Genomic DNA, 21,739 nt, shown 5'->3' on the forward strand with positions numbered 1-21,739 from the left:
TATGACAGGGAACACACACCAGGAGCACGCTTTGGCGACGCAGGACGGCAACGGCACCGTGCCGCACGTCGTCTCCATAACCGATCCGCAGGCGATCCGGGCCCTGGCTCACGATGCACGTCTGATCGTGCTTGACGAACTTTTCGCTTCACAGACCACGCGCACCGCCACGGAGCTGGCGTCGCTGTGCGATCTGACACCCAGCGCCATGAGCTACCACCTGCGCGCGCTGGAGAAATACGGCTACGTCATCCGTGCCGCCAGCGAGGGCGACGCCCGGGAGCGCCGCTGGCGCGCCGCGGGCGAGCGCCTGGAGCTGAACACCCAGATCGACTCGGCCAACGCCAAGACCGCCTACCTGAATGTGCAGTTGAACGCATTCAGGACGCGCTTGAATGACGAGGTGCAGCGCCGCGAGGCGGAAGCGAAGGCGGGCATCGCCCCGTCTCCGGACAGGCCGCCCATGCTGACAAGCGGATTGGTCTTCCTTTCCGAGGAAAAACAGCTTCAATTCAACCGCCGCCTGCTGGACCTGGTCTACGAGTATGAAGCCATGGCCACAGCCGAGGAACGCAGCATCGACTCACAGCGTATGTTCTACTTAATCTCGTTGCTTCCCGAGTACCCGAGCGTCGGGGAGGCCAAGTCCTAGAAATATGTCTGGCGCAGGATCTTTTGATTTTCGGTGTAATATCATCGGGAATTGGGCCTGGCACTGCAGGCTCAATGAGTCAAAGCTGCGCTGGCGGCATGAGGGGCACCCCGCAAGGGGCTCCGGCATGCCGCGTTGTCTGAAGGAGAGCCGTGCCCGCCAAGGCCAAGGAAAAGACCGGTAAGAAACTCGTCATCGTCGAGTCTCCTGCCAAGGTGAAGTCGATCGCCAAGTATTTGGGTGAGGGCTTCGATGTGGACGCCTCGGTGGGCCACATCCGTGATCTTCCGCAGCCCTCGGAGCTTCCAACCGAGCTAAAAAAGACCTCGGTCGGCAAGTTCGCCGTGGACCTGGACAACGACTTCGAGCCGTATTATGTCGTCTACCCGGACAAGAAGAAGCGCGTCTCCGAGCTGAAGGCAAAGCTCAAGGAAGCCGACGAACTCTACCTCGCAACCGATGCGGACCGCGAAGGCGAAGCCATCGCGTGGCACCTGCTGCAGGTCCTGAAGCCCAAGGTTCCGGTACGCCGTCTGGCGTTCACCGAAATCACCAAGGAAGGCATCGCCCGCGCACTGGAGAACATGCGCGAGCTGGACACCGACCTGGTCGACGCGCAGGAAACCCGCCGCGTGCTGGACCGCCTCTACGGCTACGAGATCTCCCCGGTGCTCTGGCGCAAGGTCGCCCGCGGCCTGTCCGCCGGCCGTGTGCAGTCCGTGGCCACCCGTCTGGTCGTGGAGCGCGAGCGCGAGCGCATGGCGTTCATCTCCGCCGGCTACTGGGACATCAAGGGCACCTTCGCCACCTCCAACGGCGAATCCTTCGCCGCCAAGCTCTCGGCAGTGGACGGCGCCCGCGTTGCCTCCGGCCGCGACTTCGACGACCGCGGCCAGCTCAGGACCGCCCGCACCAAGCTGGCGCATCTGGACCAGGCCTCGGCCGCGTCCCTGGTGGCGAACCTGGCCAACACCGACTTCGCCGTCACCTCGGTCGAGGACAAGCCGTACACCCGCCGTCCGGCGGCCCCGTTCACCACCTCCACGCTGCAGCAGGAAGCCAGCCGCAAGCTGCGCTGGAGCTCCAAGCTGACCATGCAGATCGCCCAGCGCCTGTATGAAAACGGCTACATCACCTACATGCGTACCGACTCGGTGTTCCTGTCCAACGAGGCAGTCACCGCGGCGCGCAAGCAGGCCACCGAGCTCTACGGCGCGGAATCCGTGCCGGACAAACCGCGTGTCTACAAGGCCAAGTCCGACGCCGCCCAGGAAGCCCACGAAGCCATCCGCCCGGCCGGCGACATGTTCCGCCGCCCGACCGACGTGCGCTCCTCGCTGTCCAAGGACGAATACACCCTCTACGAGCTGATCTGGAAGCGAACCGTCGCCTCCCAGATGGCCGACGCCAAGGGTTTCACCGCCACCATCAAGCTCGCCGGCACCGCCAGCGACTCCCGTGTGGCCGAATTCTCCGCCTCCGGCACCGTGATCACCTTCCGCGGCTTCCTGTCCGCCTACGAAGAGGGCAAGGACCAGGAGCGCTCGGAGAACGCGGAGTCCGAGAACGCCGAAGCCCGCCTGCCGCAGCTGGCTACCGGCCAGCAGCTGGCCGGCGACGAGCTGACCGCGCTGGGCCACGAAACCACCCCGCCGGCCCGCTACACCGAGGCCTCGATCGTGGCCGAGCTGGAAAAGCGCGAGATCGGCCGCCCGTCGACCTACGCGCCGACCATCTCCACCATCATGGACCGCGGCTACGTCACCAAGCGCGGCGGCGCCCTGGTCCCGAGCTGGATCGCGTTCTCCGTGATCCGCCTGCTCGAAGAGCACTTCGCCCAGTACGTTGACTACGACTTCACCGCCCGCCTGGAAGACGACCTGGACGAGATCGCCAAGGGCCAGCGCGCCCGCACCGACTGGCTGAACCTGTTCTACTTCGGCAAGGACAACTCCGAGGGCCTGAAGCACGTGGTGGAGAACCTGGGCGACATCGATGCCCGAGCCATCAACTCCATCAAGATCACCGACGACATCACGCTGCGCGTGGGCAAGTTCGGACCGTACCTTGAACGCGCCCTGCCCGAGGGCGCCGAGGAAGGCACCGAGCCGCAGCGCGCCAACGTGCCCGAAGACCTGGCGCCGGACGAACTGACCGCGGAAAAGGCCGAGGAGCTATTCGCCAATTCCAAGGTCTCGGAGAAGGAACTGGGTGTGGACCCGGAAACCGGCCGCAAAATCGTGGCCAAGGACGGACGCTACGGCGCCTACGTCACCGAGGTCATCCCGGAGCTGACCGAAGCGGAAATCGCGGCCCTGCCGGTCGAATACTACAAGAACGGCAAGCCCAAGCCCCCGAAGAAGCCGGCCAAGGTCAAGCCGCGCACCGGCAGCCTGTTCAAGTCCATGTCCGTTGAGACCGTGACGCTGGAGGACGCGCTGAAGCTGCTGAGCCTGCCGCGCGTGCTGGGCACCGACGCCGAGGGCGAAGAGATCACCGTGCAGAACGGCCGCTTCGGCCCGTACCTGAAGAAGGGCAGCGACTCGCGCTCCATCGAGAGCGAGGAGCAGATCTTCACCATCACCCTGGACGAGGCCCTGGCCATCTATGCGCAGCCCAAGCAGCGCGGCCGCCGCGCCGCGGTGCCGCCACTGGCGGAGTTCGGCGTGGACCCGACCAGCGAGAAGAACATCGTGGTGAAGGACGGCCGCTTCGGCCCGTACATCACCGACGGCGTCACCAACATCACCGTTCCGCGCGGCACGTCTCTGGAGGAGCTGACCCGCGATCAGGCCATCGAGCTGCTGGCGGATAAGCGCGCCCGCGGCCCGGTGAAGCGCACCGCGGCGAAGAAGGCGCCTGCCAAGAAGGCTCCGGCCAAGAAGCCGGCAGCCAAGAAGGCTCCGGCCAAGAAGCCCGCCGCGAAGAGCACCGAGAAGTAGACCGAGCACCACCCTGTTGAGGAGCGCACCATGAGACTAGGCGTACTGGATATCGGGTCCAATACCGTGCACCTGCTGCTGGTCGATGCGTACCCCGGCGCCCGTCCGGTGCCCTATGCCTCGCACAAGCGTCCGCTGTCGCTGGTGCGCTACCTCAACGAATACGGCGCGATCACCGAAGAAGGGCAGAACGAGCTGATCTCGTTCATCTCGGAGGCCGCCGAGTTCGCCCGCAGCCACCAGGTGGAAGACTTCATGGCCTTCTGCACCTCCGCCATCCGCGAGTCCTCCAACGGCCACGCGGTGCTGGAACGGGTCAAGAACGACACCGGGGTCACCCTGATGGAACTGTCCGGCGAGGAAGAAGCCGGGATGACGTTCTACGCGGTGCGCCGCTGGTTCGGCTGGTCCTCGGAATCCATCCTCAACCTGGACATGGGCGGCGGCTCCCTGGAGCTGGCCCTGGGCACCGACGAGTTCCCGCAGGTGGCCTTCTCGGTGCCGCTGGGCGCCGGACGGCTGACCCGCGAATGGCTGCCCAACGACCTGCCCGGCATTAAGGAAGTCCGGGAGCTGCGCAACTACGTGCGCGACGTGCTCACCGACCCGACCACCGAGCTGCGCCAGTACGGCAAGCCCACCCTGGCCACCGCCACCTCCAAGACCTTCCGGTCGCTGGCCCGCATCACCGGTGCCGCGCCGAGCACCGAGGGACCCTACGTCAAGCGGGTGCTGCACCGCGACGCGCTGAAGATCTGGACCAATCGCCTGACCGCCATGAGCTGGGCCGAACGTTCCGAGCTGCCTGGTGTGTCCGAGATCCGCGCGCCGCAGCTGCTGGCCGGCGCGATCGTGGCGCACGAGGCCATGAGCGCGTTGAAGCTCAAGACCGTGCGCATCTGCCCGTGGGCCCTGCGCGAAGGTTTGATGCTCCGGCGTTTTGATCACGTGATGTTCGACTCTACGACACCGCTCAGTAGTAGCGTGGGGGTAGGGGAAGTTGCCTTGGGTTCCGCCATCCCACAGACGGCGGCGACGCAACACTAGGTATCCTCGGATATAAGCGACCGGCGTCAGCCGGTTCGGTTAGGAGGGCATGACCATGGAAGCACATTCACCAGCGAAGGTCCCGGTGACGCTTTCAAGTGCCTCGGTCTATCCGCTGACGGTCCACGATGCCTTTGCCATCGCGAAAGACGTCGGTTATGACGGCTTGGAGGTGCTGATCACCGGCAACGCGGCCAGCCAGTCGGCCACCGCGCTGCGGGCGCTGATGGACAAGTACCAGCTGCCCATCATGGCGATCCACGCGCCGACCCTGCTGCTGACCCAGCAGGTGTGGGGATCGGCCTGGGCCAAGATCGAGCGTTCGGTCATCCTCGCGCAGGCCGTGGGGGCCAGCGTCGTGGTGGCGCACCCGCCGTTCCGCTGGCAGGGCAGCTACGCGGAGGAATTCGCCGAAGGCGTGCACCGCATCACCGAGAGCACCGGCATGAAGATCGCGGTCGAGAACATGTACCCATGGCGGGCCCGCGGCCGCGAGGCCAAGATGTACCTGCCGCACTGGAACCCCGTTCCGCAGCCCTACCAACACGTCACCTGGGACTTCTCCCACGCGGCCATCGCCAACATGGACTCGCGCCAGGCCATGGAGGACCTGGGCGCCCGGCTGGCCCACGTGCACTTGTGCGACGGCCTGGACAACGGCAAGGACGAGCATCTGGTCCCCGGCCTGGGAACCCAGCGGGTCTCGGAATCCCTGCAGTACCTGCATGAGAGCGACTGGGAAGGCGTGATCGCCGTGGAAGTCTCCACGCGCAAGGCCAAGAACGCCGGCCAGAAGGAAGAATGGCTGGGCAACACCTTGCAATTCGCCCGGGATCACTTCAACGTCAGCAAAGATCCCAAGCCAGTGGCAAAATAGCCATATGAGCGAAGCAACCAGCAATCTGAAACTGTCCTTCCTTGGCGCCGGTTCCATGAACGGCGCCATCCTGCGCGGCATCCTGGCCTCGGGCCACGACCCGAAACTGGTCACGGCCACCGTGCGCAGCGAGAACCGCGTGGACGAGCTGCGCGAACTGGGCATTGCCGTGCTGGTCAATTCACAGGACGAGGAGGCGAACCGGAGCGCCGCCGCGGACGCCGACGTGGTCTTCCTGGGTGTGAAGCCGGTGGGCATCACCGCCCTGTGCGAGGAGATCGCCCCGGCCCTGAAGCCGGGCACCGTGGTGGTTTCGGTCGCTGCAGCCATCACCCTGGCCTCCATGCAGGACAAGCTGCCCGCAGGCCAGCCGGTCATCCGCTCCATGCCGAATACCCCGCTGATGGTGGGCGCCGGCGTAGTGGGAATCTCCCCGGCAAGCACCGTCAGCCACGCGCAGGTCCAGTCCGTGACCGACCTGCTCTCCGGCTCGGGGGACGTGCACGTGATCGACGAGGAGCAGCAGAACGCGCTCTCAGCGATTTCCGGCTCCGGCCCTGCCTACGCCTTCTACTTGGCCGAAGCCATGGCCAAGGCCGGCATCGCCCTGGGGCTGGACGCCGAGCTGTCCACCAGCATCGCCCGGGCCACCGTGGCAGGCGCCGGCAAGATGCTGTCCAATCCGGATGCCGACCCGGCGGCACTGCGCAAGGCAGTCACCAGCCCGAACGGCACCACCGAGCGGGCCATCGCCGCCTTCGACGAGGGAGGCATCCGTGCCGTCATCGAGGCCGGCGCCCGCGCGGCCTCCGAACGCGCCGCGCACCTGAGCCGGGAACTGGGCTAGCCGCTTGGCACCCTGCCTGCGCCCGGCGGAAGCAGGCGGCCATCGCCTTGGAAGGTCCTTCCTGAAGGCGTCTGGCAGGCAGTAGCTTCCAGTCAAGGAAGAAGACGCCAAGGAGGCATCATGGCCCATAGCGCAGTCGTCGTGGGCGGCGGAATTGCAGGACTTGCGGCGGCGATTTCTTTGGCCGGACAGGGATGGCAGGTCACGGTCCTGGAACGCCGCGGGGAGCTTGGCGAAGTCGGCGCAGGCGTGGCGATGTCCCGCAATGCGGTGGCCGCTTTCCTGGGTCTGGGCTTCGAGCCAGAGCAGGCCCGGGCGCTCGGCTTCCCGACCGTTGCCGAAGGTACCTGGACGGCCAAGGGCACACCTATCCTCGCGATTCCCGAGGACCCGGTGGTTCGTGAAGCGGTAGCGGTGACCGGCGTGCACCGGCGTCGCCTGCACCAAGCACTTCACCACCGGGCGGAGGCCCAGGGTGTTTCAATCCTGACCGGTGTTCAAGTGGCCCAGGTGTCGCCCGGCGACCCCGAGGGGGCGCTGGCGCAGGTGGCCGGGCACGAGGCGGACTTGGTGGTGGCAGCCGACGGCATGCGCAGCACGATCCGTGAAAAGCTTTTTCCATCCAGCACCTTGGCCTACAGCGGATTCTCCAGCTGGCGGGCGGTGATTCCCGGTATTTCGAACGGCCGCACGCTGCGCCAGTATTGGGGTGCGGAAGCAGAGTTCGGTTTCATGCCGGTAGACGCCGAGCAGACCTATTGGTACGGATACGTCTCGATGCCCGAGCTCACCGTGATCGAGGACGAGCTCGCCGCCGCCCGCGAGCGTTTCGCAGGTTGGGCGGACCCCGTGCAACGGCTTCTTGCCGCCACGGACCCGGGAGCGCTCTTGCGCCATGATGTCTACCATCTGCCGGGCGGGGTGCCGCGCTATGCGCTGGGCCGGGTGGTCATGATCGGCGACGCCGCGCACGGCTTCCTGCCGACCATGGGCCAGGGTGTGGCAACGGCGTTGGAGGACGGCCTGTGCGTGGGGCTGCTCGTGGGCCATCCAGTAGCCGCCGGCGGTTCGCTCAGCGCGGCGCTTGAAGGCTTCGACCAAGCCCGCCGGCCGCGGTGCAGCGCGCTATCCAGAGCCGCCGGGCTGTCGGCCCGGTTCGGCGCGCACCTTGGCGGCGGCTGGCGCCAGCCGATGCGCAATGCCCTGATGAGACTCACGCCCCCGGCCCTGCTCACCCGCGGCGCTGATGCTGCGATGGGGTGGATACCGCCGGAGCCCGCGCAACCGGTGCGCTGAGAGCCGGCAGGGCTACGGACGCGCCGCGAAGCGTTCGAGCAAATCCACGTGCCCGGAGACGATCAGCATGTCGCGCCGGGTGACCATGGTGTCGGGCACCGCGTAGGTGAAGTCCTCGCCCGGGGACTTCACCCCGACAATGGTGACGCCGTATTTGGAGCGAACCTGGGACTCGCCGAGGGTGAAGCCCTGGGTCTCCTTCGGCGGGTACATCTTCACGATCGCGAAGCCGTCGTCGAATTCGATGAAGTCGAGCATGCGACCGCCCACCAGGTGCGCGGCGCGCACCCCGGCATCCGCCTCGGGGTAGATCACGTGGTTCGCGCCGATGCGGGTGAGGATCTTGCCGTGGGACGGGGTGATGGCCTTGACCCACAGGTGCTCGATGCCCAGGTCCACCAGGTTCACCGTGATCAGCACGGAGGATTCGATGGAGGTGCCCACGCCGACCACCGCGGAGGAGAATTCCTGCGCGCCGAGCTGGCGCAGCGCGTCGATGTTGGTCGCGTCCGCGGCGACCACGTGGGTCAGCGTGCTGGCCCACTGCTGGACCAGTTCCGGGCTGCGTTCAATGGCCAGGACCTCGCGCCCCTGCTTGACCAGGGTTTCGGCGACGGACGCGCCGAAGCGGCCCAGCCCGATCACCAGTACCGGGGCGTTGTGGTCAATGTTCTTGTCAGCCAATGATCGGCCTTTCTTCCGGGAGCTTGTACAGCGTATCGCGATGTCTCATGGTCAGGGCGCTGGCCAGGGTGATGCTGCCGATGCGGCCTGCGAACATGAGGGCGCTGAGCACGTACTTGCCGGCCGGAGGCATCTCCTGGGAGACGCCGGTGCTCAACCCCACCGTGGCGAAGGCGGAGATGGACTCGAACAGCGCCCGCGAAATGCCCACCTCTTCATCGATGGTCACCAGCAGGCCCGTGGCCAGCGCGACCAGCGAGGCGCCCAGGGCGACCACCGAGATGGCCACGCGCATGGTTTCCTCCGGGATGCGGCGGCCGAAGGCGCGGGTCTCGCTGTCGCCGCGCACCTCGGCCATGATAGCCAGGAACATCACGGCGATGGTGGTGACCTTGATGCCGCCGGCCGTGGAGGCCGAGCCGCCGCCGGCGAACATCATCGCGTCGGTGATCAGCATGGTGACTTCGTGGATGTCGTTCTGGTCCACCAGGTTCATGCCGCCCGAACGCATCATGACGGAGGAGAACAAGGCATGGATCAGCTTGTCCGACATGCTCAGCGTGCCGATGGTCTTGGGATTGTTCCATTCGGCCAGCAGCCACAGCAGCGCGCCGGAAACCAGCAGGATGGTGGTCACCAGTAGCGTCAGCTTGGTGTGCAGGTTCCACTTCTTGGTATTGAAGCGGTTGGCCAGCAGCACCATGATCACCGGGAAGCCCAGCGAACCGACGAACACGCCGGCCATCAGCGGCCCGAGGATCCACAGGTCGGTCTCGTAGGGCACCAGCCCGTCGGAGTGGGGCGTGAAGCCTGCGTTGTTGAACGCGGAGACCGCATAGAACACGCCGTGCCAGATGGAGGAGAGCAGGCTCTCGCCGAGGATGTAGAAGCGCGGGATCAGCAGCAGCGCGATCAGCGCCTGCAGGCTGATGGCCGTCAGGATCACGATGCGCAGCAGCGAGCCGACCTCGCCCAGCGCGGAAGCTCCAGAGGTGTTCATGGAGTTCTGCGCCATTAGCTTCGCACGCACGCCGAGCTTGCGGGAGACCGCCAGGGACATGATCGAGGCGAGAGTCAGGATGCCCAAGCCACCGACGAAGGTGCCCACGATCATCACCAGCTGTCCAGCGAAGGACCAGTGCTCTGCGGTCGAGACCGTGGTCAGCCCGGTCACGCAGACCGAGGACACGGCGGTGAACAGCGCATCGTGCAGTGGCGTGGGCTTGCCGGTCGCGGAAGCGAACGGCGCGGCCAGCAGCGAGGTGAACAGGGTGATGACGATCAGGAAGGAGCTTAAGGCCAGACGGGCGGGAGAGCGGATGGTGAAGTTGGCGATCAACGTGCGCAACGCCAGCCACCTGCGGCGCGCCTCGCCGCGCGATTCGCCGGGCTGCCTTCCGGCGCCCGGACCGCTCAAGCTGCTCATTGGAATAGGCTCGGTCTTTCCCTAGGAGATCAATGTCTGGAAACCCTACTCCATGTAATTTACGCGGTTGACGGCGACTTCGCCCGTCCAACGGCCATGTCCTCAGGCTCCGGAGCAATCAGGACGCCACAAATGCATGAGTTGCATCACGATCAGGTAGCCTGAAATTGTGTTAGAGCCCCAGCATGCCCCACGACCAACGATGGTGATGTGGGACGAGAAGTACCTGCAATACAAATTTAGCGACTGGCACCCGATGCATCCGGCCCGACTGGAACTGACCTATCGGCTCAGCGAACAGCTCAATGTCCTGGGTGCGCCGAATATCAGCATCGAGCCCCCGGCGGTGGCGGAAGACTCCGTGATCGCCACGGTGCATGACCAGTCATTTATCGACCAGGTACGCAAGGTCAGCCTTGATCCGAGCATTGTCGCCGAGGATTTCGGGCTGGGCACCGAGGACGATCCGGTATTCGCCGGGATGCACGAGGCTGCGGCCCGCATCGTGGGCGGCTCGGTCATCGCGGCAGACGCGATCATGGACGAAACCACCGTGCGCGCCGTCAACTTCGCCGGCGGCATGCACCACGCCGCGCGCAGCAAGGCCAGCGGCTTCTGCATCTACAACGATGCCGCCGCAGCCATCCACCGTATGCTCGAGCGCGGGGCGCAGCGCGTGGTGTACATCGACGTGGATGCGCATCACGGCGACGGCACCGAATCGATCTTCTGGGACGACGAGCGCGTGTTGACCATCTCCATCCACGAATCGGGCCTGAGCCTGTTCCCGGGCACCGGCTTCGCCAACGAGATCGGCGGGCCCAAGGCCGAGGGCAGTGCCGTGAACATCGCGGTGCCGGCCATGACCTCGGATGCCGGGTGGATGCGCGCCTTCCATGCGGTCGTTCCGCAGCTGGTGCGCGCCTTCAAGCCGGAGGTGATCGTCTCCCAGCACGGATGCGACGCGCACCGCGATGACGACATGACCAACCTGAAGCTTTCGGTGGATGCCCAGCGCCAGGTGGCCATGGACATCTCCCAGCTTGCCGACGAACTGTGCGAAGGCCGCTGGTTGGCGACCGGTGGGGGCGGCTACAACGTCACCGCCGTCGTGCCGCGCACCTGGACGCACCTGACGGCAATCGTAGCCGGCAAGCCGGTTCCGCTGCGCACCTACGTTCCGGAGAAATTCCGCCGCTACGTGCTGGAAACCTACGGCCGGGCGATGCCTTATCTCATGGGAGACGACGCCCAGCTGTGGTGGCGCAACTGGGAAGTGGGCTACGACCCGGCTGACCCGGTGGATCGCTCCATCATCGCCACCCGCAAGGAAGTGTTCCCGCTGTTCGGGCTGGACCCCTGGTTCGATTAGCGGCCGGCGTTTCATCCAGCGCTGCGGGGCGGGACGCGGCAAATCCTGCAAGGCTGTTGCCATTCGCAGACATATGCCTACGTTGCAGATCGGTCATATGCCGCTAGGGTTATGTCTGTGGCTATAGACGAAGTTTTTTCTGCGTTGGCTGAGCCGACGCGGCGCAGGATCATTGAAGCATTGAAATCCGAACCCAAGGCAGTGGGTTCGCTGGTAACCGAGCTGGAAATTTCCCAGCCGACGGTTTCCAAGCACCTGAAGGTGCTGCGCGAGGCCAACCTGGTCAGCATGACGGCGGCCGGGCAGCGGCGCATCTACAGCATCGATACCGAAGCGGTCGAGGTGCTGCTTGGCTGGTGCGCCGATATCCTGCCGGTTCCGGATTCCCCGGCGCAGCTGGAAGAGGTGGCGCGCAACGAGGTCCAGGACGACCTCGCCGGCACCGCGCCCGCTGCGCAGCATTTGGGTCGAAGTGTAGGCCGCGGGCTTGAACAAGTCACGGGCCGAGCCCAGGAATTTTTCGACAAGCTACCGCGTTTCGGGCGCCGCCGGTAGACATTTGACCAGTGGATCGCGCGCTGGGTCGACAAAATGGCCAAAAATTTACGTTACGCGGACATTCCTGTTTTGTAACGTGAAATTTTCGTTCAGATCGCCTTGCATGGCATTCTCGTGTCTGGGGCAGTGACGCCGGGTATTTTGTGGCCCCGTCACGGCCCGTGCCTGCCCCAAGTGATGAGGAGAGAAACTTGGATAAGCACTTAGCGACGATTCGCGACGAAGTCTTCCGCCGCAATCCCGGCGAAGCAGAGTTCCACCAGGCAGTCACCGAGGTTTTTGAAAGCCTTGAAGCGGTATCGCTGAAGCACCCTGAATACGCCGAAGCCGCCATTCTGCAGCGTCTGTGTGAACCTGAACGCCAGATCATTTTCCGCGTTCCCTGGGTCGACGACGACGGCAAGGTCCAGATCAACCGCGGCTTCCGCGTTGAATTCAACTCTGCGCTGGGCCCTTACAAGGGCGGCCTGCGCTTCCACCCATCCGTCTATCTGGGCATCGTCAAGTTCCTTGGTTTCGAGCAGATCTTCAAGAACTCCCTGACCGGCATGCCAATCGGCGGCGGCAAGGGCGGCTCTGACTTCGACCCGCGCGGCAAGTCCGACGGCGAAGTCATGCGCTTCTGCCAGTCCTTCATGACCGAGCTGTACCGCCACATCGGCGAATACACCGACGTGCCTGCAGGCGACATCGGCGTCGGTGGCCGCGAAATCGGCTACCTGTTCGGCCAGTACAAGCGCATCACCAACCGCTACGAGTCCGGCGTCCTCACCGGCAAGGGCCTGTCCTGGGGCGGCTCGCTGGTCCGTCCGGAGGCTACCGGCTACGGCGCCGTCATCTTCACCGAGGAAATGCTCAAGACCCGCGGCCTGTCCTTCGACGGCCAGCGCGTCATCGTCTCCGGCTCCGGCAACGTGGCCCTGCACGCCATCGAAAAGGCTCAGTCCCTGGGCGCCAATGTCGTTACCGCCTCCGACTCGGGCGGATTCATCGTGGACGAGGGCGGCATCGACCTGGACCTGCTGCGCCAGATCAAGGAAGTCGAGCGCGGCCGCATCTCCGAGTACGCCGAACGCCGCGGCAGCAAGAAGGTCAAGTACGTCGAAAGCGGCAACGTCTGGGACGTGCCGGGTACCGTGGCCCTGCCATGCGCCACCCAGAACGAATTGGGCGCGGCCTCGGCCAAGAAGATGGTTGCCGCAGGCACCATCGCCGTCGCCGAAGGCGCCAACATGCCGACCACCGCGGAAGCGACCTCGGTCTTCCAGGACGCTGGGGTGCTCTTCGGCCCCGGCAAGGCCGCCAACGCCGGCGGCGTGGCCACCTCTGCGTTGGAAATGCAGCAGAACGCCAGCCGCGACTCGTGGTCCTTCAACCACACCGAACGCCGCCTGAGCGAAATCATGGTTGGCATCCACGACCGTTGCGCAGCCACTGCGGACGAGTACGGCATGCCGGGCAACTACGTGGCCGGCGCCAACATTGCGGGCTTCGTCAAGGTCGCTGACGCAATGCTGGCCCAGGGCCTTATCTAGCGCCTAGTAGCAGCCGGAGTACCTGTAGCCCAGAGTATGTGAAGTGGAAAACACTTCAGATACACTGGGCTGCTGTCGTTGCCCGGTAAAAAGTCGGATTGTCCGTGACACGTGTGTGTTTCGTGATGCGAAAGTTATGAAAGTGCGACTAGACTGGTACAAAGCAAACGTGAATCCGATCGCCGGTGTTGATCCAAAGTCGTGTAAGTTCACGTGTGCTAGTCACGCGACGAACAAAGAGATCAGCGTCAGGAGAATATCCCGCATGCAGGATAAACAGAATTTTGCAGGAGCCCGTTTCATGACGGTGGCCGAGGTGGCCGACATGATGCGCGTTTCCAAAATGACGGTTTATCGTCTGATCCATGCGGGCGATCTGCCTGCGGTTCAGTTTGGTCGCTCCTATCGCGTTCCGGAAAACGCCGTAGAAACCTATCTGCAGTCTGCGGCAATCGATCCGCAACGCGGCACGGGTTCCCTCGGTCGATAAGCCAAGCGGTGGTCAGAGCATGGCCGAAAAGCGGGTAATCTATTAAGGAACGTTTAACGTCCGGTCAACCTTGCCGTGTGCTTCGGCGCAGGGGGAGCATCGAGGTTGGCGCATTTTAATTAGTTTGTGAGGAACCAATATGGGCTCTGTTATCAAGAAGCGCCGCAAGCGTATGTCGAAGAAGAAGCACCGCAAATTGCTTCGTAAGACCCGCCACCAGCGTCGCAATAAGAAGTAAATTTACTTCGAGCAGCTTGCCGCTTGGCATTCATCGCCACCGCATCAGGATTCTGTCCTGGACGGTGGCGATTGCTTTACCCGCAGTAAGCCGCAGGGGCCCTGCTAGCGGCCGCTGCGGTCCTTGAGAGACCGCTTGGCGGCCCAGATGAATCCGATGACGCCAGCGGCTTTCAGGCTGAACTTGGCGGCGCGCTGTCCTGTGCGGAAGTCGTAGACCTGCCAGCCGCGGCGCTTGGCATAGGCGCGCAGCCGGGCATCTGGATTGATGCAGACCGGATGCCCCACCGCTTCGAGCAGCGGGACGTCGTTGTAGGAGTCCGAGTAGGCCCAGGACTTGGACAGCTTGATCCCGCGTTCCTTGGCCAGGGCGCGGACTGCCTGCGCCTTCTCCGCGGCGTGGAGAATGGGGCTTGCCAGCGCTCCGGTATAGACCCCGTCCACGCTCTCCACCACGGTGCCCAGCGCGCCGGACAGCTTCAACCGGTCGGAGATGACGTTGGCCACTTCAAGGGGAGTGGCCGTGACGAGCCAGACTTCGCGGCCCACCGTCAGATGCTGGTGGGCGATGGCCACGGTTCCGCGCCACAGCTTGGGCTCGATGTACTCGTCGAAGATCTCGTTGCCGATCTCCTCGATTTCGGAAACCTTGATGCCCTTCGCCATGAGCAGGGCGCGGTCGCGGATCTGGTGGATATCACCCAGGTGCTCGCCGCGGGCCGCGAAGCGCAGCTGCTTGAGCGCGAACCACAGGATCTCGCGCATGCGGAAGAACCGGTGTTCATGCAATTTGCGGGCCAAGAGATAGAGCGAGGCGCCGCGAACCAGGGTGTTGTCGACGTCGAAAAATGCGGCGACGATTTCGGGACGCTGCTCGGGCTCGGGCGCGGAGGCTGAATCGATGGAAGGCATTTGCTCCAGTTTATTTCATTGCGAAGTTTAAGACCCGTCGGGGCTCATGAGAATATGAAGGAGTGAAGACAATGCATGAAATTCAGTTGCTGGTACGCCAAGGATGCCACCTTTGCGAGGCCGCACGGGCGACCGTCAGCGAGGTCACCAACCGACTGGAGATGCAGTTCACCGAGCTGGACATCGACGGCGACCCGAAGCTGCTCGAGCGACATCATGAAGAAGTCCCGGTGCTGATGATCGACGGGCAGGTCAGGGATTTCTGGACCATCGACCCGGTCCGGCTTGAACGTCTGCTCAGCAGCTAATGAACACGACCGCGCGCTACCAGCGTGCCTTGGGGAATCAAACCGATGGGGGGACGCGGCATGTCCGAGCTTGAGGCAAAGGTGCTTCCTGAAGCCACGGTTGCACGCCTGACCCAGTACCTACGGGCGCTGAATGCCCTTGAATCACGGGGAATGGAACGCACCAGCTCCGGGGTGCTGGCCAAGGAATCCGGCGTTAATCCAGCGATCCTGCGCAAGGACTTGTCGTGGTTGGGTTCCTACGGCACCCGCGGCGTGGGCTATGTCGTACGTGAGCTCTCGGAGCACATCAACAACACGCTGGGCCTGAACCGGGACTGGCGCGTGCTGATCCTCGGCGCCGGCAACCTGGGCCGAGCGCTCAGCGGCTATGCAGGCTTCACCACCCGCGGCTTCAAGGTCAGGGCTATCCTCGACGTCTCGCCCGACCTGGTAGGCACGGACGTCGGGAACCTGCATGTCGAGTCGCGCAATGACCTGGCCGAGGTGGTACGCCGCGAAGAGATCAATATCGCGGTGCTGGCGGTCCCCGGCGATGCCGCCCAGGACCTAATCTATGAGCTGGGGGAGCTGGGCGTGAATTCCGTGCTGTCCTTTGCGCCCAAACCACTGGTTGTTCCGCGCGGCATGAACCTGCGCCGGGTGGACCTGTCCACCGAGCTTCAGATCTTGGCGTATCTGGCCGTTCAGCCATAACAATTTTTTGGGCAAACGCAGAGGCGGCCTGAACCCTTCCGGGTTCAGGCCGCCTCTGCGTTGTCTGCGCTGCCGCTTTTAGCGGTAGCCGGCCCGACGCGACATGCGTCGGGCAACGATGTATTCCGAGGATGGACGCAACCAGGAGAAGACCACGCCGGCTACGCCGAGACCGACTGCCAGCACGATCAGCGCGTTCAGCAAGCCTGCCTGGGCATCACCGAACATGGACACCGTGGCAATGGACATCGACAGTCCCAGCAGCGAAAGCACTGCCAGCACGGTGGCGATGATGCGCATGGTGCTCACGCCGCGGCCCACGAAGAAGCCCACCAGGAAGTACAGGGCAATGCTGACGACAGCGGAGGTGATCATGAAGCCGGACATCACGGAGTTGAACTCGGCCATGAATGCTTCGGGGCTGCTGAGCATCTGCTCGAGGAACGGGTCATCGGCCAACTGCGGATTCGCCTGCAGGTCGTTCTGCATCTGCTCCTGCAACAGCGACCACTGCGAGGTGATCATGTTGGCGAACATGTTCGAATTGAACATGAACCAGGTGGCAATGGCATTGACGATTCCCGAGAGCAGGATCAGCAAGAAGGCCCACTGCAGGGTCTTGGGACGCTGCGCCGGAGGCTGGACCGGCGTGTAGCCTCCCTGTTGCTGGCCGTAGGGGTCGAACGACGGCTCAGGGGATTGCGGCTGCCCGTACGGGTTCTGGCCATAGGGATTCCCGCCTGGCTGGTTCTGGCCGTAGGGGTTTTGTCCATAGGGATTCGGGTTCGAAGCGTTGGACCCGGAATTGGGGTCGTAGGGCTGGCCCGGCTGGTTCGGATCGTAGTTGCTCATCTGTGTCCTCAAAGGTTGAACCGGCAGGAAATCACGAAGGTTCCACATGCCTGATTCCGTGTGCATTCTCGTACTCTCAAGACTAGTCGCCGAGCTTTGTGATACACCCTATCCGAAAGGATGGTTTTCCATTTGCGATTCCCATGCAAGCCCTGTGAATCGTTGACGGTGAGCACATTATTCATCTTTTAGGTTGATTCTTTGAGACACTGGAAACATGCCAATCTCGACTGTTCATTTGCTGCGCCACGGGGAAGTTTTCAACCCGGATCGCGTTCTTTATGGACGAATCCCCGGTTTCGGCCTGTCAGAGCTGGGATTCAAGATGGCCGATGGGGCCGGCGACTACTTCGCCAAGCACCAGGCCTCCGGTGGAAACATCGTCCGGATCGTCGCCTCGCCACTAGTCCGGGCCCAGCAGACCGCAGCCCCCACGGCGCAGGCGCTGGAGCTGCCGATTCTCACCGATGACCGGGTCATCGAGGCAGACAACCAACTGCAGGGACTGTCCAAGGTCGCGCAACATCTGAAGAGCCCTCGCTACTGGCCGCTGCTGGTCAACCCCCTCAAGCCGTCCTGGGGCGAACCCTACGTCGAGCAGGTCGCCCGCATGCGCGAGGCCATGGACTTCCACCGCAAGGCCGCGCTCGAAGAGCACGGCGACGGTGTCGAAATCGTGATTGTCAGCCACCAGCTTCCCATCTGGGTCACCCGGCGCGCCGCCGAAGGCAAGCCGCTGTGGCACGATCCGCGCAAGCGCGAGTGCACGCTGACCTCAATTACCAGCTTTGAATTCGATGGAGATGACATCCTCTCCGTGCGTTACACCGAACCGAGCCCCGAGCTTCTTGCGGGCGCGGCAAACATCCCTGGAGCCTGAAGCAAAATGATTGATCCCGTGCAGAATTCTCGTCCGCTGTCTCGGCGCACCATGTTGCGTACGTTGATAGTGGCGGCGGCTGTGGTGCCGTTGGCGGCGTGTTCGGCCAAGGAGGATAATCTCACCGCTCAGGCCAACAGCGGCGACGGCAAGAACTACATCGCAGGCGACGGGGCAGTGCAGGAATACACCCCTGACCTGCGCACGGATCCAGTGAAAATCGAAGCCAAGACCTATCAGGGAACTGCGGTGGCTACCGCTGACTGGCAGGGCCAGCCGGTGGTCTTGAACTTCTGGTACGCCGCGTGCGCACCATGCCGTATCGAAGCACCTCACCTAAAGGAACTGGCCGAGGAATTCAAGGGCAAGGTCAATTTCCTCGGCGTCAACGTCCGAGACGAAGCGGAAGCTGCCAAGGCTTTCGAACGCACCTTCGAGATCCCGTACGAATCAGTCCAGGACACCAGCGGCGACATCCAGCTGGCCATGACCAAGTACGTCCCATTGCAGGCCGTCCCGTCCACGCTGATCCTGGACCGCAAGGGCCGGGTCCGTGCCCGCGTCATCGGGGCCGTCGAGCCGAGCACCCTGAAATCGCTGATCGGCACCGCTCTGACCGAAGAGTTGTGAGCTGAGCATTGACCTCTAATCCATTCGCGGACATCGTTCTGGACGGTTCGCTGCTGCTGGCTGCGCCGGTAGCGCTGCTGGCCGGTCTGGTCTCCTTCCTTTCGCCCTGCGTGCTTCCGCTGGTGCCCGGGTACCTGGGCTATGTCACCGGACTGACCGGCGCCGATCTAAAGGACCACCGCCGCGGACGCGTGCTGGCAGGCGTGCTGCTGTTCGTCTTGGGCTTCTCGGTGGTGTTCATTGCCGTGGGAGTGCTGTTCAGCCAAGCGACCGCATGGCTTCGCTTCAACGGCGGCTGGGTCACCCAGGTCCTGGGTCTGGTGGTGATGTTCATGGGCGTCGTGTTCATGGGCGGATTCTCCTTCATGCAACGCGACCGCAAGATCCACCGGAAGCCGCCGGCAGGCCTGTGGGGCGCACCGGTGCTGGGCCTGACCTTCGGGCTGGGCTGGGCTCCGTGCATCGGCCCGACCCTGAGCGCCGTGCTGATCATGTCCACCGGCGTGGATGCGAACGTCGGGCGCGGAACGCTGCTGACCGCGTTCTACTGCCTGGGCCTGGGGCTGCCGTTCATCCTGATCGCGCTGGGTCTGCAGCGCGGCATGCAGGCGTTGAACTTCTTCCGCCGCCACCAGCTGCTGATCATGCGGCTGGGCGGTGGACTCCTGATTCTTTTGGGTCTTGTCATGGTTACCGGCTTGTGGGGCACCTGGGTAACTGAACTGCAAAACTGGTTTGCCAATGAAGTGAGGTTGCCAATCTAATGGCGAAGAACAAGCAGAAGGCCAAGAACCGGGGCGACGCCCCGGCCCTTGGCCTTGTCGGATCCCTGCGGTGGATTTGGACGCAGCTGACGTCGATGCCGACGGCGCTGTTCCTGTTGCTGATGCTGGCGGTCGCCGCCGTGCCGGGATCGATTTTCCCCCAGCGTTCGGTCAACCCCGAACTCGTCGCACAGTACCTGGACCAGCACCCGGTAGCCGGCCCGTGGCTTGACCGCTTCCAGATGTTCGAGGTGTACTCCTCGGCCTGGTTCTCAGCCATCTACATCTTGCTGTTCATCTCGCTGGTCGGCTGCATCACCCCGCGCATCAAGAAGCATGCCAAGGCCCTGCGCACCCCGCCTCCGCGCACCCCTGCCCGGCTGCAGCGGCTGCCGCAGTACCATTCCATGGACGTCATGGAGGGCCAGCCGGATACGCCTACCGACGACGAGCTGATCGACGACGCCTACAAGATCCTGAAGAAGCGCGGCTACCGCGTGGAACGCCGTGAAGACGCGACCGGCCGCTCGGTCGCCGCCGAACGCGGCTACACCCGTGAGATCGGCAACCTGCTCTTCCACATCTCGCTGCTGGGCATCCTCGCGTCCGCCGGCCTCGGCCAGGCCTACGGCTACGGAGGCCAGCGCGTGGTTGTCGAAGGCGAGACCTTCGTGAACTCGCTGGTCTCCTACGACTCCTTCAGCCCCGGCAGCAATTTCTCCGCCGACGACCTCCAAGGCTACTCGGTGAAGCTGGACAAGTTCGACATCATCTTCGACCGCGATTCGAAGGACTACTTCGGCCAGCCGCTGGACTTCACCGCGCATGTCCAAGTCCGCGAGAATCCCGACGCCGAACCGGTCAAGCAGGAGCTGAAGGTCAACCACCCGCTGCGCATCGACGGCGCGGACGTCTATCTCGTGGGCAACGGCTATGCGCCGGTGGTCACCGTGCGCGACGGCGACGGCAACGTGTCCTACTCGGGCCCGCTGGTAGCCGTCCCTCAGGACTCCGTATACACCTCGCTGATGGTCATCAAGGTCCCCGACGCCAAGCCCGAGCAGCTGGGCTTCCAGGGCTTCCTGCTGCCGACCGCCCTGGTCGGCGAGGACAACGTGGCATTCTCCGGAGACCCGAACGCCATCAACCCGCAGCTCCAGCTGAACTCCTACTACGGCGACCTGGGACTTGACTCGGGCGAGCCGCAGAACGTGTACGTGCTGGACACCGAAAAGATGACGGAGCTGAACAACCGAAATCTCGATGCCGGCGGCATCGTGCTCGGTGCGGGAGACACCTACGAGCTGCCCAACAACATGGGCAGCATCACCTTCGACGACCTCAAGCGCTATATTGCCCTGGACGTGAACTACGATCCGGGCAAGATGCCGATCGCGATCTTCTCCGGCTTGGCGCTGCTGGGCTTGATCATCTCGATGTTCACTCCGCGCCGCCGCGTCTGGGTGAAGCTCCGCAACGAGGACGGCAGGCGTAGTATCGAATACGCGCTCTTGGCCCGTGGCGAGGATCCGAGGCTTGAACGTGAATCCGATGAATTGCAGAAAATCTTTGACAAGGCTTGGCCGCTGGCAAGCCAGGAACAGGACCTAGGAGCCGTAAATGGGTAGCAACGCTGCACTTGAGCCAATCAATGAAACGCTGGGCGTTTACAGCCAGCTGTTCATGCTGCTGGCAGCCATGGTCTACATGGTCGTCTTCATCTTCTTCGCGCTGGACCTGGCCAAGACCAACAAGTCCATCAGCGAGATGGACGCCGCGGCGCTGAAGGAAGACGAGAAGCTCCTGGTCTCCGCCGGCGCGGTGACCCGTCCGGCCCGCGGCCGCCGTGGCCAGGAGGTCCGCGCGGACAACGTCGGCGAGCACATCGTGACTGACAAGATGGAGTACACCAAGCTCTCGTCGAACCGCAAGATGGCACGCATCGCCGTGGTCCTGATGTGCCTGGCCGTCGCGCTGCACGGCTTCGCCGTCTTCGCCCGCGCGTTCGCCGCGAACCGCGTGCCGTGGGGCAACATGTACGAGTTCATGTCCACCGGCGCGCTGGTGGTTTCCGTGGTGTACCTCGTCGCGCTGTTCTTCAAGGACCTGCGTTTCATGGGTGCGTTCATCTCAGGTTTGGTGACCCTGATGCTCTGCGGCGCCACCATCGGCTTCCCGACCCCGGTCGGCCACTTGGTGCCTGCCCTGCAGTCGCCGTGGATCGTCATCCACGTGTCCATCGCGGTCTTCGCCTCGGCCCTGTTCGCCATCAGCTTCGCCATGAACGTCCTGCAGCTGATGCAGCACTCCCGCATGAAGCGCATTGCCGACGGCCAGCCGGACAAGATGCCGTTCATGCGCGTGGTGCCGGGCGCCGGCGCGCTGGAGAACTTCGCCTACCGCCTGAACACCATCGGCTTCGCCATGTGGACCTTCACCGTGATCGCCGGCGCGATCTGGGCTGAAGCCGCCTGGGGCCGCTACTGGGGCTGGGACCCGAAGGAAGTCTGGTCGTTCGTGATCTGGGTTGTCTACGCAGGCTACCTGCACGCCCGCGCCACCGGCGGCTGGACCGGCCCGCGCTCTGCATGGCTGTCGATCATCGGCTTCCTGTGCGTGGTCTTCAACTTCACCATCGTGAACATCTTCTTCAACGGCCTGCACTCCTACGCTGGCGTCTAAACAGCGCAAAGGCGTCAACAGGGATCCGGCGGCCCGCCAACTGGTGGGCCGC

22 protein-coding genes are annotated in these 21,739 nt (G+C 63.9%); 18 read left to right on the plus strand and 4 right to left on the minus strand.

Annotated elements, in window-relative coordinates:
- Position 1 precedes the first annotated feature (1 nt).
- The 6 genes from DFO58_RS00875 (at position 2) to DFO58_RS00900 (ending at position 7,661) form a co-directional block, all read left to right on the plus strand.
- Complete coding sequence (locus DFO58_RS00875; RefSeq protein ID WP_052772456.1) at positions 2 to 652, plus strand: helix-turn-helix domain-containing protein; 651 nt, start codon at positions 2 to 4, stop codon at positions 650 to 652.
- Positions 653 to 804: 152 nt separating this feature from the next.
- Positions 805 to 3,594 (plus strand): type I DNA topoisomerase, encoded by a 2,790-nt coding sequence (gene topA / locus DFO58_RS00880; RefSeq protein ID WP_120989099.1) that lies wholly within the window; start codon positions 805 to 807, stop codon positions 3,592 to 3,594.
- 30 nt (positions 3,595 to 3,624) lie between these two features.
- A complete protein-coding gene (locus tag DFO58_RS00885) occupies positions 3,625 to 4,641 on the plus strand; it encodes a Ppx/GppA phosphatase family protein (RefSeq protein WP_047119825.1) in 1,017 nt (338 codons plus the stop codon).
- A 55-nt stretch (positions 4,642 to 4,696) separates the two neighbouring features.
- On the plus strand, positions 4,697 to 5,518 hold the full coding sequence (locus tag DFO58_RS00890) for a sugar phosphate isomerase/epimerase (RefSeq protein WP_181728120.1): 822 nt from the start codon (positions 4,697 to 4,699) through the stop codon (positions 5,516 to 5,518).
- A gap of 4 nt (positions 5,519 to 5,522) precedes the next feature.
- Positions 5,523 to 6,365: a pyrroline-5-carboxylate reductase gene (gene proC / locus DFO58_RS00895; RefSeq protein WP_120989100.1), complete on the plus strand. Its 843-nt coding sequence runs from the start codon at positions 5,523 to 5,525 to the stop codon at positions 6,363 to 6,365.
- Between the two features lie 120 nt (positions 6,366 to 6,485).
- A complete protein-coding gene (locus DFO58_RS00900) occupies positions 6,486 to 7,661 on the plus strand; it encodes an FAD-dependent oxidoreductase (protein ID WP_047119822.1) in 1,176 nt (391 codons plus the stop codon).
- Positions 7,662 to 7,673: 12 nt separating this feature from the next.
- Here DFO58_RS00900 and DFO58_RS00905 read toward each other — a convergent pair whose 3' ends face one another.
- Positions 7,674 to 8,345, minus strand: coding sequence for a TrkA family potassium uptake protein (locus DFO58_RS00905; RefSeq protein ID WP_047119821.1), 672 nt, complete (start codon positions 8,343 to 8,345; stop codon positions 7,674 to 7,676).
- Positions 8,338 to 9,771 (minus strand): potassium transporter TrkG, encoded by a 1,434-nt coding sequence (locus tag DFO58_RS00910; RefSeq protein ID WP_047119820.1) that lies wholly within the window; start codon positions 9,769 to 9,771, stop codon positions 8,338 to 8,340. Before DFO58_RS00910 ends, DFO58_RS00905 begins: the two co-directional genes overlap by 8 nt.
- Positions 9,772 to 9,973: 202 nt before the next feature.
- Here DFO58_RS00910 and DFO58_RS00915 point away from each other — a divergent pair, with 202 nt between their 5' ends.
- The 5 genes from DFO58_RS00915 (at position 9,974) to DFO58_RS00935 (ending at position 13,964) form a co-directional block, all read left to right on the plus strand.
- Positions 9,974 to 11,143, plus strand: coding sequence for an acetoin utilization protein AcuC (locus tag DFO58_RS00915; protein WP_113607476.1), 1,170 nt, complete (start codon positions 9,974 to 9,976; stop codon positions 11,141 to 11,143).
- 111 nt (positions 11,144 to 11,254) lie between these two features.
- On the plus strand, positions 11,255 to 11,698 hold the full coding sequence (locus tag DFO58_RS00920; protein WP_047119818.1) for a metalloregulator ArsR/SmtB family transcription factor: 444 nt from the start codon (positions 11,255 to 11,257) through the stop codon (positions 11,696 to 11,698).
- Positions 11,699 to 11,892: 194 nt separating this feature from the next.
- Positions 11,893 to 13,236 carry an NADP-specific glutamate dehydrogenase gene (gene gdhA, locus DFO58_RS00925; protein WP_047119817.1) on the plus strand — a complete coding sequence of 448 codons (1,344 nt, stop codon included), beginning with the start codon at positions 11,893 to 11,895 and terminating at the stop codon, positions 13,234 to 13,236.
- A 265-nt stretch (positions 13,237 to 13,501) separates the two neighbouring features.
- On the plus strand, positions 13,502 to 13,726 hold the full coding sequence (locus DFO58_RS00930; protein ID WP_047119816.1) for a helix-turn-helix domain-containing protein: 225 nt from the start codon (positions 13,502 to 13,504) through the stop codon (positions 13,724 to 13,726).
- Between the two features lie 139 nt (positions 13,727 to 13,865).
- The gene (locus DFO58_RS00935) at positions 13,866 to 13,964 is read left to right on the plus strand and encodes an AURKAIP1/COX24 domain-containing protein (protein WP_005504750.1); all 99 of its coding nucleotides are present in this window, start codon (positions 13,866 to 13,868) and stop codon (positions 13,962 to 13,964) included.
- 104 nt (positions 13,965 to 14,068) lie between these two features.
- Here the strand turns inward: DFO58_RS00935 and DFO58_RS00940 are convergent, their stop codons facing one another.
- Positions 14,069 to 14,875: an HAD-IB family hydrolase gene (locus DFO58_RS00940; RefSeq protein WP_047119815.1), complete on the minus strand. Its 807-nt coding sequence runs from the start codon at positions 14,873 to 14,875 to the stop codon at positions 14,069 to 14,071.
- Positions 14,876 to 14,946: 71 nt separating this feature from the next.
- On the opposite strand from DFO58_RS00940, the gene DFO58_RS00945 reads away from it, so the two are divergent.
- Together DFO58_RS00945 and DFO58_RS00950 are read left to right on the plus strand one after the other, a co-directional pair.
- Positions 14,947 to 15,183 (plus strand): glutaredoxin family protein, encoded by a 237-nt coding sequence (locus tag DFO58_RS00945; protein WP_047119814.1) that lies wholly within the window; start codon positions 14,947 to 14,949, stop codon positions 15,181 to 15,183.
- A 60-nt stretch (positions 15,184 to 15,243) separates the two neighbouring features.
- Positions 15,244 to 15,879, plus strand: coding sequence for a redox-sensing transcriptional repressor Rex (locus DFO58_RS00950; RefSeq protein WP_082124070.1), 636 nt, complete (start codon positions 15,244 to 15,246; stop codon positions 15,877 to 15,879).
- Positions 15,880 to 15,957: 78 nt separating this feature from the next.
- Here DFO58_RS00950 and DFO58_RS00955 read toward each other — a convergent pair whose 3' ends face one another.
- Positions 15,958 to 16,731: a proline-rich domain-containing protein gene (locus tag DFO58_RS00955; protein WP_120989101.1), complete on the minus strand. Its 774-nt coding sequence runs from the start codon at positions 16,729 to 16,731 to the stop codon at positions 15,958 to 15,960.
- Positions 16,732 to 16,948: 217 nt separating this feature from the next.
- Between DFO58_RS00955 and DFO58_RS00960 the strand changes: the two genes are divergently transcribed.
- From DFO58_RS00960 to ccsB, 5 genes are read left to right on the plus strand one after another with little or no spacing between them, the layout of a single operon-like run.
- Positions 16,949 to 17,611, plus strand: a complete 663-nt coding sequence (locus DFO58_RS00960) for a histidine phosphatase family protein (protein ID WP_053798587.1) — start codon at positions 16,949 to 16,951, stop codon at positions 17,609 to 17,611.
- Positions 17,612 to 17,617: 6 nt separating this feature from the next.
- On the plus strand, positions 17,618 to 18,241 hold the full coding sequence (locus DFO58_RS00965) for a TlpA disulfide reductase family protein (protein WP_183043073.1): 624 nt from the start codon (positions 17,618 to 17,620) through the stop codon (positions 18,239 to 18,241).
- A gap of 8 nt (positions 18,242 to 18,249) precedes the next feature.
- Positions 18,250 to 19,005 (plus strand): cytochrome c biogenesis protein CcdA, encoded by a 756-nt coding sequence (locus DFO58_RS00970; RefSeq protein ID WP_047119810.1) that lies wholly within the window; start codon positions 18,250 to 18,252, stop codon positions 19,003 to 19,005.
- Positions 19,005 to 20,633, plus strand: a complete 1,629-nt coding sequence (locus DFO58_RS00975) for a cytochrome c biogenesis protein ResB (protein ID WP_047119809.1) — start codon at positions 19,005 to 19,007, stop codon at positions 20,631 to 20,633. Before DFO58_RS00970 ends, DFO58_RS00975 begins: the two co-directional genes overlap by 1 nt.
- Positions 20,626 to 21,687, plus strand: coding sequence for a c-type cytochrome biogenesis protein CcsB (gene ccsB / locus DFO58_RS00980; protein WP_047119808.1), 1,062 nt, complete (start codon positions 20,626 to 20,628; stop codon positions 21,685 to 21,687). Before DFO58_RS00975 ends, ccsB begins: the two co-directional genes overlap by 8 nt.
- Positions 21,688 to 21,739 lie beyond the last annotated feature (52 nt).

Source organism: Arthrobacter sp. AG1021 (assembly GCF_003633665.1).
Lineage (GTDB): Bacteria > Actinomycetota > Actinomycetes > Actinomycetales > Micrococcaceae > Glutamicibacter > Glutamicibacter soli.